Origin of the sequence: Marinoscillum furvescens DSM 4134 (assembly GCF_003386095.1) — a bacterium.
GTDB classification, from domain to species: domain Bacteria; phylum Bacteroidota; class Bacteroidia; order Cytophagales; family Cyclobacteriaceae; genus Marinoscillum; species Marinoscillum furvescens.
The window spans coordinates 14,155-33,038 of sequence record NZ_QREG01000011.1 but is presented as its reverse complement, the minus strand read 5'-3'; the positions used below and the strand labels follow the sequence as shown (position 1 = coordinate 33,038).

Annotated in this window: 16 protein-coding genes; 13 read left to right on the top strand and 3 right to left on the bottom strand. The window is 44.8% G+C overall.

Features of this window, described 5'->3' with window-relative positions; genetic code table 11:
• Positions 1 to 7 precede the first annotated feature (7 nt).
• From C7460_RS12345 to C7460_RS23775, 6 genes are all read left to right on the top strand, one after another.
• Entirely contained in the window at positions 8 to 838 is an 831-nt protein-coding gene (locus C7460_RS12345) for a DJ-1/PfpI family protein (protein WP_115868419.1), read from the top strand.
• A complete protein-coding gene (locus C7460_RS12340) occupies positions 835 to 2,973 on the top strand; it encodes a LodA/GoxA family CTQ-dependent oxidase (RefSeq protein WP_115868418.1) in 2,139 nt (712 codons plus the stop codon). Before C7460_RS12345 ends, C7460_RS12340 begins: the two co-directional genes overlap by 4 nt.
• The gene (locus C7460_RS12335) at positions 2,970 to 3,386 is read left to right on the top strand and encodes a hypothetical protein (RefSeq protein ID WP_115868417.1); all 417 of its coding nucleotides are present in this window, start codon (positions 2,970 to 2,972) and stop codon (positions 3,384 to 3,386) included. The genes C7460_RS12340 and C7460_RS12335 overlap by 4 nt, the downstream gene beginning before the upstream one ends.
• A complete protein-coding gene (locus tag C7460_RS12330) occupies positions 3,383 to 4,471 on the top strand; it encodes an NAD(P)/FAD-dependent oxidoreductase (RefSeq protein WP_115868416.1) in 1,089 nt (362 codons plus the stop codon). The genes C7460_RS12335 and C7460_RS12330 overlap by 4 nt, the downstream gene beginning before the upstream one ends.
• Positions 4,472 to 5,449: 978 nt before the next feature.
• A complete protein-coding gene (locus C7460_RS12325) occupies positions 5,450 to 9,139 on the top strand; it encodes a choice-of-anchor tandem repeat GloVer-containing protein (RefSeq protein ID WP_115868415.1) in 3,690 nt (1,229 codons plus the stop codon).
• 19 nt (positions 9,140 to 9,158) lie between these two features.
• A complete protein-coding gene (locus C7460_RS23775) occupies positions 9,159 to 9,332 on the top strand; it encodes a PID-CTERM protein-sorting domain-containing protein (protein ID WP_170147995.1) in 174 nt (57 codons plus the stop codon).
• Positions 9,333 to 9,484: 152 nt separating this feature from the next.
• On the opposite strand, the gene C7460_RS12315 is transcribed toward C7460_RS23775, so the two are convergent.
• A complete protein-coding gene (locus tag C7460_RS12315) occupies positions 9,485 to 10,339 on the bottom strand; it encodes an SDR family oxidoreductase (RefSeq protein WP_115868413.1) in 855 nt (284 codons plus the stop codon).
• Between the two features lie 96 nt (positions 10,340 to 10,435).
• Here C7460_RS12315 and C7460_RS24070 point away from each other — a divergent pair, with 96 nt between their 5' ends.
• Positions 10,436 to 10,861 (top strand): hypothetical protein, encoded by a 426-nt coding sequence (locus C7460_RS24070; protein ID WP_221409514.1) that lies wholly within the window; start codon positions 10,436 to 10,438, stop codon positions 10,859 to 10,861.
• Here the strand turns inward: C7460_RS24070 and C7460_RS12310 are convergent.
• Positions 10,845 to 11,348: a hypothetical protein gene (locus tag C7460_RS12310; RefSeq protein ID WP_115868412.1), complete on the bottom strand. Its 504-nt coding sequence runs from the start codon at positions 11,346 to 11,348 to the stop codon at positions 10,845 to 10,847. The genes C7460_RS24070 and C7460_RS12310 overlap by 17 nt on opposite strands.
• A 428-nt stretch (positions 11,349 to 11,776) precedes the next feature.
• Between C7460_RS12310 and C7460_RS12305 the strand changes: the two genes are divergently transcribed.
• Both C7460_RS12305 and C7460_RS12300 read left to right on the top strand, forming a co-directional pair.
• On the top strand, positions 11,777 to 12,307 hold the full coding sequence (locus tag C7460_RS12305) for a DUF6557 family protein (RefSeq protein WP_115868411.1): 531 nt from the start codon (positions 11,777 to 11,779) through the stop codon (positions 12,305 to 12,307).
• The gene (locus C7460_RS12300; RefSeq protein WP_115868410.1) at positions 12,288 to 12,824 is read left to right on the top strand and encodes a hypothetical protein; all 537 of its coding nucleotides are present in this window, start codon (positions 12,288 to 12,290) and stop codon (positions 12,822 to 12,824) included. The genes C7460_RS12305 and C7460_RS12300 overlap by 20 nt, the downstream gene beginning before the upstream one ends.
• A gap of 132 nt (positions 12,825 to 12,956) precedes the next feature.
• Here the strand turns inward: C7460_RS12300 and greB are convergent, their stop codons facing one another.
• Positions 12,957 to 13,472, bottom strand: a complete 516-nt coding sequence (greB, locus tag C7460_RS12295) for a transcription elongation factor GreB (RefSeq protein WP_115868409.1) — start codon at positions 13,470 to 13,472, stop codon at positions 12,957 to 12,959.
• Between the two features lie 439 nt (positions 13,473 to 13,911).
• Here greB and C7460_RS12290 point away from each other — a divergent pair, with 439 nt between their 5' ends.
• The 4 genes from C7460_RS12290 to C7460_RS12275 all read left to right on the top strand — a co-directional run bounded on the left by C7460_RS12290 (position 13,912) and on the right by C7460_RS12275 (position 17,381).
• Positions 13,912 to 14,568, top strand: coding sequence for an AbiV family abortive infection protein (locus tag C7460_RS12290; RefSeq protein WP_170147994.1), 657 nt, complete (start codon positions 13,912 to 13,914; stop codon positions 14,566 to 14,568).
• A gap of 376 nt (positions 14,569 to 14,944) precedes the next feature.
• Complete coding sequence (locus tag C7460_RS12285; RefSeq protein WP_115868407.1) at positions 14,945 to 15,277, top strand: helix-turn-helix domain-containing protein; 333 nt, start codon at positions 14,945 to 14,947, stop codon at positions 15,275 to 15,277.
• Between the two features lie 10 nt (positions 15,278 to 15,287).
• Positions 15,288 to 16,436, top strand: a complete 1,149-nt coding sequence (locus tag C7460_RS12280) for a DNA-methyltransferase (protein WP_115868406.1) — start codon at positions 15,288 to 15,290, stop codon at positions 16,434 to 16,436.
• A complete protein-coding gene (locus C7460_RS12275) occupies positions 16,437 to 17,381 on the top strand; it encodes a CfrBI family restriction endonuclease (protein WP_115868405.1) in 945 nt (314 codons plus the stop codon).
• Positions 17,382 to 18,884: the final 1,503 nt, after the last annotated feature.

Sequence of the window (18,884 nt, the reverse complement as noted above, 5' to 3'; positions counted from 1 at the left end):
GTTCCTCATGGCAAAAAAGACACAAAAGAAAGGAAAGCGTATAGGTATCGTGCTTTACCCGACGTTTGATTCACTCGATGTTATTGGAGCACATCAGGTGTTTCACTACGCATGCCGGTACCATTCCGACTCAGAAGTATTGCTTTTGGGCCCAGACCCTAAAGACCTCCAACACGACAAACTGAAACCCTATCTGGCGGCTGCCAAAAAGGGGGAGGTGGTAAGTGGAGAGCAGGTGAAAATAGCTCAGGACATCACCTATCAGGATTACTTAAATGATAAGAAAGGCCGCTACCAACTGGACCTGATCTATGTGCCCGGCGCTATGGATACGAGCTGTCCGCTGTATTATAGTCAAAAGATGGCTGATAATCCATTTTTCAAGGTTTTGGAAAAGGCCCGCCAGGAAGCGGAAATTATTGCTTCGGTATGCACGGGGGCACTACTGCTCGGTACGGCAGGTCTACTGGCCGGCCGAAAAGCCACTACTCACTGGATGACTGCCACACTACTGGCCCAGTTTCCACAGGTGACCCTGGCGGCCGGCTATCCGCGCTACGTCGTGGATCAGAACATCTTTACCGGTGGCGGTATCTCGTCTACTATAGACGAAGCACTGGCGATCGTCACCGCCCTGTTTGACCAGCAGACCGCCGAGAAGGTGCAGCTGATGATGCAGTACCACCCAGATCCGCCTGTGAAAGGGGGTGATCCGGCACATGCCAAACCAGAAATTATCTATGAAGTAAGTCGTCACGAGACGCCTTATACTCCCGGGTTTTCCGCCGCGGGAGATGTATTTCTTTATTACCTAAAACACCACGAAATCCCATCATGAACACTACATATAAAATACATCCTGCCATAGGCATAGCCCGGGTAGGCAATAGCCCTGACGAATTTTATTTATCACCAGAAGCGCTCGCTGAACTACCCATAGCCTGCACAGCCAATGGCACTCCGCTTCGAAAGGGCAAAGACAAAAGTTATGAGCGAGTTACTGCTTTTAAGGACGCGCAGCAGCGCATCAAAAAACAGGCCGCCCGATTTACCATCTACGTGTATGATGAGCAAAATCCAAAAGGCCGCCCTATCCAACCCGGAGATGAAGTGATAGGGGTAGGCAGCAAAGGCAAACTCGTGGATATAGAATGGACGGTATGGCTGGCCAACAAGAAAGCCTCCTGGTATCAGTTTGATCAGCTGGAGGGCGAGCACGGCTACCAACCAGACCATCCGCTGCGCAATGCCCACATTACCGACCCGGATGAGCGCACCAAATTACTGATCATCGATCCGGGGCCACAGTCCATCAACTGCACCCAAAAGCGTGAAGCGGAATTTGCCAAAGGAAAAAACCCAAACTACGCGCAGACTTTTCCGCCACCATTACAGCCTCAGAGCATCGATACGCTGGGCAAGATCATGACCAATGATCAAAATGAGCTCATCGTAATCGGCGGCAATGGCCACTCGGGCAGCTACCTCTCTGGCCCGGGAGAACCCAAAATAGAAGCCTATGCCAATAATGACGGGTGGTTTGATGACACCAGCGATGGTCCTGTGTATGCGAAGCTAATCTTTGCTGACGAGCGCGACAACCAATATCGGTATGCAGCGGTGGAAGACCCCAGCTGGGTAGTGGTGGGCTATCCTCGCTATGTGCCTCAGATTGCGGATATGATCACACTGGAAGACCTGCTCACTGACGTAAACATCCAGCACTTTGGTACCAACCAGTACCTGTACGGCGAGGCGCCCTTCGATGGCTCGAAAACCGTGGATACGGCCAAAAACCTGGAAGACTGGCGCATCAACCCTCGGAAGCAGTGGAACGATGACTATTACCCATATTTCTACCGGGATGTGTGGCCCATCTTGCAGCGCCCCAATCAGATGCAATGGGTGAGCAACATAGTGATGGCCTCTAACTTACCACACTACGCCGGGCCGAGGGGCACTTTTGACGAAAGTATCCTGAGTGTGCCTCCCAAAACTGAAGCGGACCCTGAGCTTCGTAAACGCAATGATATGTACCGCAAGCGCATCTACAACATGCTGCGGCAGCGAGAGGAGCGCAACATTTTTCGCAATACGAAAAACCCCAAAAGCCAAAACTACAACTACTTACTCATGCCACTGCTGGCAGGGGACAATCCCATATCCAACACCATACCTTCCAAGTTTTTGGTGCTTACCGAAACGCAACTCTTTATCCTCAAACAGTGGGCCGAGGGTAAGTTTATCAATGAAAAGCTGGAGCACATCACGCCGGAGCCCAAACCTGAAAGCGAGCAGCTGGATGGGGGTGTGATCAGCAATATCATTGGTGGGGCTTTTTGTCCGGGAGGTGAAGTGTCGTGGATCATGCGCAATCCCGCCATTTACAGTAAGCCGTTCCGGATCAAGGCCGATCCTCGTTTTATCCCCGGTATGGACAATAGCACCGCGGGCACCACGCCAGGAGTGGAGGCGTATTACCACCCCGACAGCCTAAGCCTGGGAGCGGACTATGCCGAGGGGTTGCAGCCGGGAGACATCACACGAATGAGTGCCTTGCCCTGGCAGGCTGACTTCAATGAGTGTAGCTCGCAGGATGTCAATGTGACCTTTCAGGAGTGGAATAAAATCAACCCTGATGATCCTAAAGACCCTTTTCTGCAAAAGTACCAGGAAACCTTTACGGTATTGTGGTGGCCTTCGCACCGGCCCATGCAGGTCTTTAAAGTAGTGAAAGACCAAAACGGCAATCCGCTAATGAATGGCTCCAACCCGGTGGTGAACCAGGTAAACTGGGCGAGAGGCATACCTCAAACTTATGAGGGTGACTTAAAAATGGTTTCCTACTGGAGTGAGTTGGGCTTTGTGCTCCAGCAGGGGGCTAGCTACCTGGAGCAGGAGCGAAATTTTGATGACACCATTTCCGACCAGTACGCTGGTCCCGTTTCTAACACTAAAAAAGTAAAAAAATGAATGAGCTATTACTAGGCAACTGGTCATACCGGAGCCTTCTCAACAATCCCGACCTGTCGGTAGCCTTTAACGACCTACAGTTTGGTAAGGGAACCATTCGCATCGACGAATCCCCAGTCAATGAATTCAAAGGCCTGATTTATGGCCCTGGTTGGTCGCTGGACCTCAAAGGCTCGGTAAACTACGGCAGCCCGTTTGAGCTGCGCTTTCAGGGCAAAGGCGTAGTAGGAGGCGAAGAGTGGATCTACAACTATGTAGGGTACATGGTGCAGCCGTGGGTAGATGGCAACAATCAGCCGCCAACTATCGTGGGGTCTATAGTGCGGGTGATTCCACACTCCGGAGGTAGTGGGCAAACCATCCATCCGGCAGGTGTAGTAGCCTCGTGGTATGCGGTAAAGCAAGAAGAATGAAAACGGTACTCATCGTAGGGGCTGGTCCGGCGGGGCTGGCCACCGCGCTAGCCATTCGAAAGCAGCTGCCAGACCTCTCCATCACCGTGGTAGAGCGAACGCAGCAGCGGGGCTTTAGACCGGGCGAAACGGTGCCTGGCCGAATTTTGCGTCTTTTTGAGGCACTGCACTTAAAGGATTCCTTTCTTGCCCAAGACCACTGGCCAGCATATGGCCGACGCATACTTTGGGAGGGTAATACCGATGTGCCTGCGCTCCTGCAGACGGAAGGTACAGGATGGCACCTAAACAGACCATTGTTTGACGAATGGCTGGAGGAGCACTGCCAGGCGCGTGGTATCCGGGTAGTGCGTGGTTTTGGCAAGGCACATGCCGTGCAAAAAGGTGATCACTGGATAGTCACAGGGCAGTCGCTGGCTATCAAGGCGGACTTTCTCATCAATGCTACAGGAAGCGCTGCGATCCTGGCGGACCATCGCAAAAGCTGTGAGGTAAAGGACCAGCTGGTGGCCACCTATTTTTTTGGTGAAAAGATCGGGGAGGAGACCTATACTACGATAGCTGCCGCTCAAAATGGCTGGTGGTACCACTGCAACCTGGCCGATCGGTCGGTATTTACGCTAGTGACGGATCCCGAACACGTAAAAACGCATGCATTTAAAACTGCAGGCGATCTGCACCATGAGCTTCCGGATGATGAAGCCTTTCGGTCGGCATTTGCTACGGTGCCGCATCATCAGGAGGGACAATGGTTTACCGTCCGCGTGCACCAAAGTGCTGCATACGGTGAGGGCTGGCTAGCGGTAGGCGATGCGCTGATGAAGTTTGACCCGCTTTCTGGGCAGGGCATCTACAAGGCCTTTGAAACGGCGCTATGGTGTAGCTACGCACTCAAGGACTATCGAAACAAGAAGCCCATGGCGATGCGGAAGTATCAGGCTATAGCCCGGACCATGTTTGAGGCGTATGAGCAGCAAAGTGCCCGGTATTATGGTGTGATGCCTGAAAGCCGCGGAGGATTTTGGGAAAGAAGAAGACAAAACTCAATAGGTAGAATTCAATTGGCAGTAAGCAAAAAACAATAGGCAATGCTCTGTAGACAAAAGACATGAGACAATAGACAATAGGCAAAAAACAATAGGCAAAGAATAGACCAAAAGGGTCATCCTGAGCTTGCCTGCCTGCCGTAGGCACGGTCGAAGGATAAGACACTTTTGTCAAATCAACAGGTAATGCTCAGTAGACAAAAGACATGAGACAGAAGACACTAGAAGGAATAATATCAATTGATTTTGTCAAGCTGAGCTTGTCGAAGTTTAAGACAAAATCTTCCAGAATCAATAGCGAGTAGGTAGAATTCAATAGGCAGTAGGCAAGAATTTAGACACTAGACTGTAGACAACCGCAAAGGACAAAAGGCAAATTTTCCGTCCCTGTTGGTCTTGTGACCAACAGGATGTAATTTCTGGTAGTTTCCCAATAGTCAATAGGCAATGCTCAGTAGACAAAAGACATAAGACATAAGACCAAAGACAATAGACCAAAGACAATAGACAAGTTTCAATAGGCAATGGATTCAATTTGCAATAGGCAGAATACAATAGGCAATAGGCAAAATTCAATAGGCAATGTATCGATTGAGGTAGGTCTGTAAGTTTTGGTCTACTGCTCGTTGCCTACTGTCAATTACCATTCTACTAACACTCAAGACCAGCCACGCATGGCAAGTAGCAAAACCTCACAATCCTGCCAGGGAAATCCTGCAATCCGACACAAGTTTAGCCCTGGTGAAAATCGCACACCTAAGCTGATTAGTAGGGCTGAAAAACTAAACAACCCGTAATAAGGTCCATACAGGCGGATTATTACTGGCATTTTTCATGCTGTCATACGCATAAACCTGACAACATCCCCCTTAAGTACTCCAAAATCAGGTAGTTATGACTTTGGCAGGATTGTGAGGTTTTTGGCAGGTCTCTAAATAGTTGCCTGTACATCTTTGACTTGAGAAATCCGGACAACACCGGGTAGTAGCACCGTTTCACTTAAGAACTCCAAGTCATATGAAAAAGAAACCTCACATCTTAAACTTTTGGAAGATTCTCCTGCTATTGCTAGTAGGGCTTTTTCTTACAAAGTTCACCTGCCAAGGCCAGACACATGAGCTAATAGGCCTGGGTACTCTGTCTATCTTTTCTGTATCAGCAGATGGCTCGAAGGCCAATGTATTGAAAGGGTTGGATGAAGGGATACACCCTACTTCACGGCGCCTCACTTTGGCTCAGGATAAGCTATGGGGCCTCACCACTGACGATGGCTTTTCCGATGCAGGAACAATCTTTTCTATCCGCACCGATGGTACAGGCTATCTTGATGTCCATCATTTTCCTTTAGACATCAACTCCAACTGTCAGCTGGTATGGTTTCAGAGTAAGCTCTGGGGAACGACCAACAATGGAGGTACTGAAGGTTTAGGTACCATTTTTAGTTTTGATCCAACGACACTGGAATACACCCGGCACTTTGATTTTCTAGATCTGGGCACCCAAAAGCATGGTAGGCAACCGGGCTCCCTTGTAGCAGTAGGCGAAGAACTGTGGGGTGTTTGCCACTCTGGTGGTGAAAACATGAAGGGCACCTTGTTTAAATACAATGTAAGTGCCGCACAATTTGAAAAGATTCATGATTTTGAAACTGGCGATGGCCCACATGCTGACCTGACCATGGCCGGCACTTTTCTTTGGGGTACCACCCAGCAGGGTGGTGATAATGATCTGGGTGTGATTTATACTATAGACACTGAAAACAATACCATTTCTATTGTTTATCATCTAACTGCCGCAGATGGGGAAAACCCCAGTGCGGCCCTCACCGCATACGATGGCAATATGTATGGAGTAACTACTGAAGGTGGAGCCAACAACCTGGGAACCATTTACAAGATCAACGAAGCTGAGGGGTTTACCAAACTGATGGATTTCTCGGCAGCTACTGGAGGCACCCCCGTACAAAGCATGGTGTGGGTGGATTCGGTGTTTGTAGGGCTTACTTCATCTGACCTCACTGAAGACCTGGGAGGCTTCTATGCGTTCAACCCAGAATCAGAGACTCTCCGGGTACTGCGGGAGTTTGACGAGCTGGACGAATACCGCTCAGGAATGATACTGGTAGGCGAAGAGCTCTGGGGCACCACTTACAATAGTGGAGCACATGCCAAAGGCAGTATTTTTTCTTACCAGCTCAATACAGAGCAGTATAAAACGGCTTTTGATTTTGGCAATCACCCGGGCAATGCATCTGCCTTAAGTGAACTGCTCCACGCAAATGGCCGGTACTGGGGGACTACACAGCTTGGAGGCACGCATAATAGTGGTGTGCTGTTTTCCATTGATGAAGATGGGAGCGATTTCACCATGAACCATCATTTCACGCTAATTGATGGCAATCCGCTGGGCAGTCTTCAGGCTATAGACGATGATCGATTTTGGGGAGTGCTGATCGGTGCAGGGCAACATGGAGCCATCTATGAATACAATCACACGCTGCAGCAGTTTAGCATCATTCACTATTTTGATCAGCAGGATGGCAATGTGCCCTATTCGGGGCTGACCAAAATAGACGATCAGCTGTGGGGAGTCACTGAACTGGGCGGAGCCAACAATATGGGGGTGATCTACAAGGTAGACCTCAATAACTCCAATGACGTAACAGTAGTGCATGAGTTTGATGGCACGGATGGGCAATTGCCTCATGGTGATTTAACCCTGTTTAATGGTAGGATGTACGGGACTACCACGGCTGGCGGCAATGCACAAGTGGGTACTCTGTTTAGTGTAGATGTCAATTCGCTTGAATTTGCCGTAGAGCATTATTTCACAGCTCAGGAAAGCGTCACTGCCACTGGTGGACTTACCGCATTTTACTCCAGGCTCTGGGGAATTTCTCAGAATGGAGGGCAGGGCGCAGGTACCATATTTGCGTATGATCCGAAAAATCAAGAACTGGAGGTGGTACATGAGTTTTCGGGAGAGGATGGTGCTGTGCCTTCTGGCAGCCTAACACTACTGGACAACAACCTGTACGGTACCACCTTTGCGGATGGGGAGTATTATGATGGCGTCTTGTTTGTGATTACTGATGAAACTACGCAGTTTTTGAAACTGAGGGATTTTGACAAGTCCACGGGAGGCAAGGTGTTGTTTGGGCGCCTGCTCTCTACAGGTGCATCAGACCCCGACGCTCTGGTATGGGACGGCAACCAGTGGCAGGGAGGTGTAAGCCCTCAAATCAACGATGATGTGCGATTAGCAGGCGATTACACCTGTAGTATAGATGGAAACCTAAGTGTCAATAACCTGTACATTGATGAATTTGAACTTGTGACTGTAGACGCGGGCCACACACTAGAAGTACATGGCCACCTGATCTCCCATGGGGTGCTCCTCATAGAGTCTGGCGGAACGTTGATCACTTATGAAGGAAATATGCACGGCGGACTCCACGCTTTTGTGGAGCGCAACACGCGGTTTGACAATGGCAGATATAGCTTTGTAGGCACTCCGATGAAAGCTTCTAGCTTAATCACGGGAGAGACCATGGGTATGCATGTGTACTCCTATGATGAATCGCGCGCTGAAAGTGAACTGGACCTAAGCAGATGGGTGGATGCAGCCTCTGACACACTGAAGCCCGGCAAAGGCTATACTCAGACGAACATGCAATTTTTAACCTTTGGAGGAATTCCCAATGATGGCACCATCACTTACACGGGCACCTATGAAAACGACGGATGGCATCTGGTGAGCAATCCATACCCGGCAGCCATAGAGCTGGACGCTTTTTTGGATGCCAATACAAACACTACGGGGGCCATATACCTGTGGGATGATAATGGCTCTGACCAGGGAAGAGGGACTAACAACGACTATGTGGTGGTAAACAAAGTAGGGGCTGTAGACCTGGGCGGTGAAAACAATGAGCACCGATGGAATGGCTACATAGGATCTTCTCAGGGCTTTTTTATACAACTAGATGGGGCTGCGGGCACTGTGGTATTTACCGAAGACATGCGCGTGGCTGGCCATAATCTAAGCGACAATTTCTACAGAACAGCTCTTGAAACTGTGCCCTATGTGCGTCTGGATCTGGCTACACAAGCTGGCACACATCTAAGCCAGTGCATGGTGGCCTGGAAATCTGATGTGCCGGGTAATTTACCGCTCAAGGGGTACGATGCCCCTGTGTTTAATGCACATCAGTCGGATTTGCTCTTTGTGCCGCAGTATGGCAAAAAACTATCCATACACACCACTAATCTTGAAAATATGCAGGTGCCGATCGGTTTTCATACAGCCACGAACGATTCATTTACACTGACCATCACTGAAGATCGGGCTGGTGACCTGTATTACCTGCGTGACCTGCATGCCGGCACGCTTACGGCTATGCCAGTGGGTAAGCCTTATACTTTTCACTCCAAAGCAGGGGAGTTTAATGATCGGTTTGAACTGGTAGCTGCGAAAAAACTGCTGGCTAACCAACCACAAGATTCACCGCGACTATTTGTGTATGATAAGCAAGTGAGGATACATGGCGAGCTCAACGCAAAGGAGCTGCGGATAGTTGATCTGGCCGGACAGCTGGTAGGAGTGTACCCTGACGTAAGCAATGGCACGGTAGATCTAACGGCCATCCGAGATGGTGTCTATCTGCTGATCTATGGAGACGCTGTGCAGAAAGTATTGCTCAAATAACCTATCAATTTACATGACCATGAACGCATCAAAGAAACACATCTTCAGGATACTCTGCTGTGTAGCAATTACCCCCGTTTTTGCTCAGGGGCCTCCACCAGCCACACCTATAGATGGCGGCATATCTGTACTGCTCGCAGCAGCAGGGGTGTATGTCTTACGTATGTTATGCAAAAACGAAAAACCACGGTAAGTTGGCGTGGTTCATTAGGGCAGCCAACCACAGATTAGGGCGCGGTGGTTTGGCTTGCCCTTTTTTTGACTTCTTTCTACAGAAAACTGATGCCTGCTTTGGCTTTAGCCCAAAGCTCTCCTGTGCGGTCCAATCTGTGCGCTGGGAAGGTATCATGGGTTTTGTTGCTGAAAGTTTCGGATTAGTTGTGCTGGTGAGAGGTGTGGCCTGCCCACTAGCGTTTCAAAATCTGAAGGTACGTCATTGGCACCTTTTCTGATGCCTTCATAAATGCCAGCAATGATTGTACCCATAAACTCACCCAGCTCGGCTATTCGATCTTCTTTGTAAGCACGTACTGATAACTCTTTGTATTTCAGATTGGTATGATACACACTATTGATTGCTTCTGCCAATTCGCTCTGAGTAATGGGCTGGCCTGCCAGGCGGTATGTTTTGCCTGAGGTGTGGTCATCTAGCAGCATTTTGGCGTATGCCACAGCCAGCTCCGCTCTGCTGGTATAAGTACACCTGCCATCACCGGCGCAGTTGTGTATCTCACCGGCTTGGAGGTAGGTGTCCAGGTACTCCAGATCCGGCTCTATGTAGATGCCATTGCGGCCTATGGACCAGTCCATACCAGAGGCACGTACGTCGGCTTCCGTTTGTCGGTTGCTCTGTACGATAGGGCTAAACGCGGTGCCTTCCTCAAGGCCGATGATGCTGGTGTAGACCACTTTCTCCACGCCGTTGGATTTGGCTGCCTGTATCACATTGCGGTGTTGGCCGATCCGTTTGTCCGGAGCATCCATTCCTGAAACCAGCAACAACCGGGATACGCCCTTGAGTGCTTCGTCAAATTGTTCGCGACTGTTGTAGTCTCCCTTTCTGACTTCTACACCGAGGTGGGCCGCATTTTGAGGAGTACGTGCTATAGCTACCACGCTTTCTTTTCCTATTTTGGAGATCAGTTGCTTTACAATGGTAGCGCCGAGCTTTCCACTGGCTGAGGTGATGGCTATTTTCATCTTTTATGAATTGTGGTTTGGATTGTTTGGTAATTTTAGGACGGGTCCCGTGCATTGAGGTTTTACACTCATGCATTAAGGTATTACACTCATGCATTGAGGTTTTACACCCATGCATTGAGGTTTTACACTCATGCATTAAGGTATTACACCCGTGCATTAAGGTATTACACCCGTGCATTAAGGTTTTACACTCGTGCATTGAGGTATTACACTCGTGCATTGAGGTTTTACACTCGTGCATTGAGGTATTACACCCGTGCATTGAGGTATTACACTCGTGCATTGAGGTTTTACACCCGTGCATTAAGGTATTACAGTCATGCATTGAGGTATTACACCCGTGCATTGAGGTTTTACACTCATGCATTAAGGTATTACACCCGTGCATTGAGGTTTTACACTCAAGCATTAAGGTATTACACCCGAGCATTGGTAATAGGCATTATTATACCTGATGTTGTGCCTGCGAACGGGCAGCGGCCCCAGCATAAAGGCAACTATTTCAAAAAGCCCTGGTGAGCCAGACGGTATTCTTGTTTTCTACATACATGGACCTGACGTCTTCAAATTCGGTGTTGTAATAGTAATGGTTGGTATTGTGTCTTTGGAGCTTGTACTGCGTGTAGAGCAACTCCAGCGTGGGCCGAATGGACTCGCGAGGAAGTACCTGATCTTCCAGCACCCGCTTGTAGGAGACCACCGGGTATTCGGCGCTATGCCTGGCGATATGGTCTAGCAGGGTGCGGGCATCATCGGACAGGTTATGGGTGGAAAACAGGACAGCCAGGTGGTGGCAATGGTTGCAGGCTTTTTTGAGAGCGGCCTGGATGTATTTTGGGAACGCTTCCAGGTCTATTTCGGCGGGAGACTGATACAGCTTTTCGCCACGAGAAGTGCTGCGGTAGTCGATGAGGCGTACCTGGAGCATGCCATCGATGAGCACCACGTCTACGATCGCTGTACCGGTAATGAGTTTGTTTGTAATGGGGTATACCGTAGTTTCCATATAAAAAAATAAGTGTGATATGAGGAATGACTGTAAAACTAAGGTTTCATGAAGAGATGTAGGTAACATTGGTTAAAATAATCATATTATAATTTCCATTTGAGCACGTCCATGCCTAATAAATTGAGTTTGCGCAGGTAATAAAAGCGCGCGGTTACCTTGTTTTGAGGAGTAATTGCTTAACCAAAGATTGGAAATTTTTGAAACATATCGTTATCTTCGATAGGTGTTGTAAGGTTGATGTGGACCCGGCATAGCATCCTAACTTTCCGGGGTGTACACAACGGAAGTATGGAAGAATTTCTAGATGTCTTCAGATCTGAAATGGCACCGTCACGAATCTTAGCTTCATGTAAAAGCGATGGATCATTTCTAAAATATCATATTGGCTGATGCGTATGGATGTATTTGAGTAAAAAATCAGAAAGATGACTTTAAAAGATTTAATCAATAATCACGACTTTCTCAGCGTGAAATCGGAGTTGGCGCGATTATACACAGATGAGCAAGAGCAACTAGATGCCTATGGGGATGTTTTTAGTCAACTTCGTGTAATGCCAGAAGCACTTTCGGATATCACAATCCGGCTCACAGAAATAATAGATGAAGATGAAAGCTATATAAATGTGGATGGCTATTATACGGATGGGACGGTCGATGAGCTAAGCGGCAATGATGCACTAGCTTTGGACTTTACACCATGGAGTCAATGGCTAGGCATGAAAATCGATACATGCGCCTTAAGGGACTTTACGGAATTGGAAATCATTGCTCATTGTCTCTATGAGATGACATTTATCTCCTTTGACCAGGAGGAAATTCAGTCTAAGTGGGACGAGTTGAAAAGGACTGTTGATGAGTATGAAAAGATGTTGCCGGAAGAGCGTCAGGCAAATACCATATCCCTGGAAGATTTTCTAAAGGAGATAGATGATGAACATGAAGAAGATGAGAACTGACTTCAAGCTAAAATTCCAAACTACTGAAATCGATTATTTTGCCTCAAAGTACTCATATCGTATTTCTGATCAGGAGGTGATTGGAAACGCTAAACATATCAAGAATAGGGGCTACCTCACAAAAAATGAACTCCAAATCATCGGTGAATGGAAAACACCACGGTCCAAATCCAGGATAGCTTCTAATTCAGAGGATTTCATCAAAGAAGTTACGCAAATAGCATTCTCCACAACTAGCGAGCAATTAAGAATTGAAATTCTCAATTTACTGACTGGGGTAAGTTGGCCAACAGCTTCAGTGCTGTTGCATTTCTATCATACAGACCGCTATCCAATTCTCGACTTCAGAGCGCTGTTTTCCTTGAGTTGCGAGCATATCAAGTCAAATGATTACAGGTTTGCTTTTTGGGAGAAGTATACAGCTTTCACCAGGAGTTTAGCAGATAAAGCCAATGTAGACATGAGAACATTGGATAAGGCCCTTTGGCAGTATTCTAATGAACAGCAAAACTCTTGATGCTAGGTTAAGTATCATAAAGCAGCAATTTTCACTACCCATTTTGTTAGCAGTTACTCTTTCAGCCTACCCGTGCCAGCGTTTACGCTTTAGACCGTGCCACTCTTTGGCGATAGCGCCACTCAATTTACCCTACTTCTGATACTCGATCTTCAGGATTTTCCAGACAAAGTCTCCCAATTTGGTAGTGACCACAACTTCGTCACCTACAGTTTTACCAAGAAGCGCTTTCGCCATGGGGGAGTCCATAGAGATGTAACTTTTGTTACTTTTTAACTCTTCGTACCCGACAATCCGAAAACGATTTTGGAGGCCTTTTGCTTCGTTTTTGATTTCTACCCAGGCACCAAAGTTGACTTTTCCTTCCTGGTTGGGGTGGTAGCTAATGACCTTGAAGTCATCTATGCACTTGCGCAAGTAGCGCAGGCGGCTATCAATCTCCCTTAGCCGTTTTTTGTTGTAGTGGTAATCGGCATTTTCTGAGCGATCTCCCAGGCTGGCGGCCCATGACACCTTGGCGGTAACGTCTGGGCGTTCCACTCGCCACAAGTGATCATGTTCTTCCCGTAGTTTTTCCATGCCTTCGGGAGTAATCATCTGCGAGCGATTGAGTTTGGGTAGCGTAGATTCTGGGATTTTTCGTCTCATATGATCTGGTTTAGCAATCGTGCTGCAAAATAAGTAAATGAATAGGAGAGTGGGGGGAAGAACAAAGCTTTTTGAGGGTCGTATCGAGAGAGTAAATGGGTTGGCTGTGTTGACTTTTTAGAAATTGAAGAAGATATTTTTTTGAGACTGTTTAGTGAAGACTAATACCCGATACTAATCTCATTTAAATCAGCAAAGCTGACCGCAAATCACTAAGTATGTTATATAATATTCTGCGTTATCAATATGTGTGTCTGTTAATGTAGCTTTGTTCTTAGGCGGGACTAATAGATTAGGATTTGACCTACATTATCCATCAAAAGCAAACAGGCTATTTTTTGGTAAAAAGCATTCATTCAATTTTTAAGGGTAGGATGCAGGGAAGCAAAAGGTAAATGTGTGCGGTGGATCTGAATAGATTACACTTATTTTTTTTGACTTGAAAAGAAAGCAACTAAATAACGCCACAAAAGAAGAGTTACTGACCGGTGCCAAATATTGTATTGAAAATGCCCAATCTCTCTTTGAAAGCGGAAAATCAATTGGTGAGATATCAAATTATGGTCACGGATGCTCAATGCTTGTACTATCTATAGAAGAGGCTGTGAAATGCCTTGTTCTAATCGCCAAATTTTTTGAGATCGAAGTTCCTGAAAGTGCTGTAAAAGTCTTTTATGACCATAAATATAAGCATGGTCAAGGAAAAGAAATTCAGCCGTTACTGAGTACCATTCAATGGATTTCAGATAATATAAATGCTCTTAAAAGCAAATCAAAGAACTTAGTGATTGAGCTTGGTATTTTATTTCTTCTTCCGAATATACTAGATAGAATTTTTAAAGTAAATGACACCCAAAGAGACTGGTGGTTATCTGCCAATGACCTAAAAAATAATGGTTTATACGTTAGTTTTGTCGATGATGCTTGGAAGACACCAAAGGCTATTGATTCCTCTACTTTTAATAGCACACTGGAAATAGCAAGATCCTTTGTAGAAATACTCGCTGTTATTGAAAAGCTACAACCAGAAGATCACAGAGTAATTACTGGTGGTCAATTTAATGAGGACCTACGAAGTACAAATGATAAACTCTAAAAGTTCTTTTTCACAAATAGCTGACCTTTAGAAGGTCACATGTGTCAAAAATTAGCTCGTGAGTATCAAGCTTAATTAAGTAGGCATACTAGTCTTTTCCAATCTACGTGGATTTAATCATAATGTCCTGCGTTATGCCTACGTGGCCCGGTTAATGTAGCTTAGGGATTGAGAGAAGGGACTAATCATTTTTCATTTAAGAGGGGAGAAAAGAGTTTTTCATTTATTGGGTTGGGTAAGACACACTCTTTTGACTTCTTTGGTTGTTTGAGGATTTTGAGTGGATGACAAATGTGTGTGGCTATTGTTCCGTGAACATTTTGAATTGCCAATAAATTTAGTATTTTTGACAAATAATGTCCTGAATTATTCTTCAATGCACAAAAAGGAAACATTTGGTGAGGTGGTGAGAAAACTTAGAGAAGAACGTAAACTACCTATTAGGAAAGTAGCCGCTATTCTTGATTTAGACCCATCTACCTTGAGTAAAATTGAAAGAAACGATAGATCAGCAAATAAGGATCTCATCCCAATATTCGCAAGAATTTTTGAGGTCGAAGAAAAAGAACTGCTAATCCATTTTTTAAGTGATAAGGTAACTTATGATTTAATTGATGAAGATTATACAAAGGAGGTATTGATGGTGGCTGAGGAAAAAATAAATTATCAAAGATCAAAAAAGGCTCAACAAGGAAAGCTTAAACTATAAAATCTTAACAATGAATTTCGAAAGAGGTACTACGAATAGAGCTAGAGAAATATCACTTAAGTGGATATCTGAAAATTTGACAGATAGTAAAGAGGTGATTTCCCTAGGTTTACCAGAGTATGATGATAGGTTTGATGCTTGGAGAGTACCACTTCATCACCAAAACGGCAAAAAAGTTCATCTTGGTGAAATTAAATTAAATAATCAGGCTGAATCCATAGTAGGTTTTACTGAAGTTTCTCTGATTAAGGAGAGAATTAAGAAAATTAAAGATCATAAACCTGAAAAAGCTCAAAAAAGACGTAAAACACTTTTCCAGCCAGCCGCAATTCCAAATCAGGTAATTCTTGGAAACAGTTTAAATGTACTATCCGACTTTCCTCCAGATACTGCTCAGTTAGTATTTACATCACCTCCATATTTTAATGCCAAACCAGAATATTCAGAATATGTCGATTATCAAGATTATCTTGATTTCATGGGTGAGATTATTAAGAAATGTCATGAAATACTGTCGGAAGGAAGATTTTTCATAATTAATACTTCTCCGGTTCTAATTCGTAGAACTTCCAGAAACACATCTAGTAGAAGATTGGCCATTCCATTTGATTTACATGTGATAATTGAAAAAATGGGATTTGAGTTTATTGACGATATAATTTGGGCTAAGCCGGAGGGCGCAGGGTGGAACTTAGGAAGAGGGAGAAGATTTAAAGCTGACAGAAACGCACTTCAATACAAGCCAGTTCCAGTAACTGAACATGTAATGGTTTATCGAAAGAAAACAGACAAGTTAATAGACTGGAACTTGAGAAATCATCACGATCCTCAATTAGTTGAAGATTCAAAAATTCTTGGTGATTATGATGTTACTGATATTTGGAAAATTCATCCCGGACATTCAAAAATACATCCGGCCGTTTTTCCTGACGAGTTAGCTAAAAGAGTGATTCAATATTACTCATTTAAAAAAGATTTAGTACTTGACCCATTTGGTGGTACTGGCACTACGGGAAGAGTAGCTCAAAAGATGGATAGACGATTCTTATTAATTGACAATGAAATTAGATACTTTCACCATATGAAAAATTACTTTGAACAATTGGAAATTGGCGGCAGAGTAGATTTTGATATACACGAAAGTTTTCAAATAAAATAAATGGCTATAGATTACAATTTAGACCCTTATAGGAATTGGTTAGAAGAAAATACATCATTAACAGACCCGTTTTCACCACAAGCCCTTCGAGATATGGTATACCATATTCTTATGGGTAGGAATTATCGACTTCTTACTGAGCCTAATACTAAAGGCAGATTATTTGCTACATTTTTTTGGTTATCTAAAGTTCAAGAAAGTGCCATTGACAATTACGGAGATGACTGGATTGAGAGATTAACAGAGGATTTAGTTTCTACTGATAAGAAACCAGAAGAGCTTAAAAATCTATTGTTATGGATTTTAGGACTAACGAATAAAACATCCGTTAATCTTGGTCTTGACAAAAATGATTATGTGGAAATAGTTAGGGAGACTATTGGACATTTTAATGAACTTTTTGACAGAATTGATATTGACTTTAAAAATGATGCATGGTTACTGTTAATGGCAGGCTCTGCGACTCTCAGTATTCGAGGATCTCAAAAATCTAAAGTTGGTAAGCAAGTCGAAAGGATATTCTTAAAAGCCATTCTCACCATTTTGGGATTTGAATTAGATAATAATTTTTGGATGAATGTTGAAAGGGATTTGGAGGTTGAAAGAGAAGCAGATGCAGAAGTCCAGTCACGTAGAGGAAGAATAAGGATTGAAGTTGGTTTAATTGCTCAAGGAAATCAAGAGGTCGTAGAAGATAAGATCGCTAGAGTAGGAAGACATGGAATCATCTTATTTGATAAGCTTGGAAATAAATCAAGAGTATATCAAACAGCTGACAGAGCTCAGGTTAAATTAATTCAAATTCGTAATGGGAATCCATTATTGGAAGTTTATCGACATCTCCAACCACTTGTAGATTTCGAGTTAAATGAAGTTCATGAAGAAGATTCAGATGAGATAAGAGATCTGGTTAATGATTTACCTGATGAATTATTTCGAATCTGAGGAGAGCGTTGGCCTGCCAAAATACCGAGGGTGTGGTGGACTGTGTGTTGGGAGTGATTATTTTGTCTCGGCGGGAAATCGCTAGATTTTTTATTTACTTTTTCACCGAAACGTTGGCCCGGCAATGAAAAAAGGCTAGGCGCCCCGGTAAATGCCCAAATGTCACGATCAATATTCAAACTCACGGAATTTCAAATAAACTCTACTGGGGTTGATGGAGGACATTTCTATGTAATTGCAGAAGTGGAATATCAAGCAAGAAGTAGAAAGCTTGTGGTATACTTTAAGGATAAGTCGGATGAAAGAAAACTTCATGGTTTGGATGAGATGATTGTAGAGGGAAACCTGATTGATGATAGCAATCAATACTCACTGAACCTACTTAATTCAATCCTTATAGATTAGCGTGTAGTAAGGAGATTGTTGCCACATCATCAATCAGCTAACGGGTAGAAAGTTTCTCACACAATATTGTACTGACATCCAAGAATTGATCTTATCATGTATCGAAAAAGCTCCTCGTTTTCAATCTCAAATAGTATTAATATAATTTACATTATGTTAAGTTATGTTCTGGAAATAACTCCCTATTCGCAGAATAACCTTTAGATAACCCTCTGATATTTAGCAGACTAAAGTAACCCGCTTGTACTGCTAAGTGAGTTAAACTAAATGTGAGCTGTTGGTCTACACCATGCAAAGATGGTCGAGTCTTATTCTTCGACAGGCTCAGAATGACTCGACAATTATTCCAGCCGAGTCTTATTCTTCAACCTTGTCTACGGCAGGCACGCAAGCTCCATGCCTACGTACACTCCGGCAGGCTTGTCACGCCGGAGGCGGATCCGCCTATCGGCGTGGCAAGCAGGCAGGCTCCATTCCTGCGGAAGGCAGGCAGAATGACTCGACAATTATTACAGCCGAATCTTATTCTTCAACCTTGTCTACGAACATTAGGCAAACTCAGAATGACAAGATCAAATGAGTTACTTTTTACTTTACTGTCTTCCGTCTATTGTCTTCAAAGCGTTTGCCTACTGTTTTTTGCATATTGTCTATTGAATTTTGGCTGTTTCTTAGCGAAAAAGTGTCTTATCCTTCGACCGTGCCTACGTATACTCCGGCAGGCTCGCCTATCGGCGTAGCAAGCAGGCAGGCTCCATGCCTACGTACACTCCGGCAGGCCCGCCTATCGGCGTGGCAAGCGGGCACGATGACTGCTTCCCCATTTGCATATTGCCTATTGAAACTTGTCTATTGTCTTTGGTCTATTGTCTTCTGTCTATTGTCTTCGATCTAATGTCTTTTGTCTCCAAAGCATTTGCCTACTGCTTTTTGCATTATTGCCTATTGAATTTAAAGTTTTCACTCACAAGTCTCACATACTTCTGATTCACTGCCAATTAGCTAAAAACAGGTCAAGTATTGCGTGAATTTTGACGTGATTTTTAAGGGAATTTGGTGAAAAATGGTCATCGTGTAAATCTCATCATTCACCGAACT

Excerpts from the sequence above, each read along its gene's own strand:
- C7460_RS12345 (WP_115868419.1), top strand. The coding sequence starts at position 8 with ATGGCAAAAAAGACACAAAAGAAAGGAAAGCGTATAGGTATCGTGCTT.
- C7460_RS12340 (WP_115868418.1), top strand. The coding sequence starts at position 835 with ATGAACACTACATATAAAATACATCCTGCCATAGGCATAGCCCGGGTA.
- C7460_RS12335 (WP_115868417.1), top strand. The coding sequence starts at position 2,970 with ATGAATGAGCTATTACTAGGCAACTGGTCATACCGGAGCCTTCTCAAC.
- C7460_RS12330 (WP_115868416.1), top strand. The coding sequence starts at position 3,383 with ATGAAAACGGTACTCATCGTAGGGGCTGGTCCGGCGGGGCTGGCCACC.
- C7460_RS12325 (WP_115868415.1), top strand. The coding sequence starts at position 5,450 with ATGAAAAAGAAACCTCACATCTTAAACTTTTGGAAGATTCTCCTGCTA.
- C7460_RS23775 (WP_170147995.1), top strand. The coding sequence starts at position 9,159 with ATGAACGCATCAAAGAAACACATCTTCAGGATACTCTGCTGTGTAGCA.
- C7460_RS12315 (WP_115868413.1), bottom strand. The coding sequence starts at position 10,339 with ATGAAAATAGCCATCACCTCAGCCAGTGGAAAGCTCGGCGCTACCATT.
- C7460_RS12310 (WP_115868412.1), bottom strand. The coding sequence starts at position 11,348 with ATGGAAACTACGGTATACCCCATTACAAACAAACTCATTACCGGTACA.
- C7460_RS12305 (WP_115868411.1), top strand. The coding sequence starts at position 11,777 with ATGACTTTAAAAGATTTAATCAATAATCACGACTTTCTCAGCGTGAAA.
- C7460_RS12300 (WP_115868410.1), top strand. The coding sequence starts at position 12,288 with ATGAAGAAGATGAGAACTGACTTCAAGCTAAAATTCCAAACTACTGAA.
- greB (WP_115868409.1), bottom strand. The coding sequence starts at position 13,472 with ATGAGACGAAAAATCCCAGAATCTACGCTACCCAAACTCAATCGCTCG.
- C7460_RS12285 (WP_115868407.1), top strand. The coding sequence starts at position 14,945 with ATGCACAAAAAGGAAACATTTGGTGAGGTGGTGAGAAAACTTAGAGAA.
- C7460_RS12280 (WP_115868406.1), top strand. The coding sequence starts at position 15,288 with ATGAATTTCGAAAGAGGTACTACGAATAGAGCTAGAGAAATATCACTT.
- C7460_RS12275 (WP_115868405.1), top strand. The coding sequence starts at position 16,437 with ATGGCTATAGATTACAATTTAGACCCTTATAGGAATTGGTTAGAAGAA.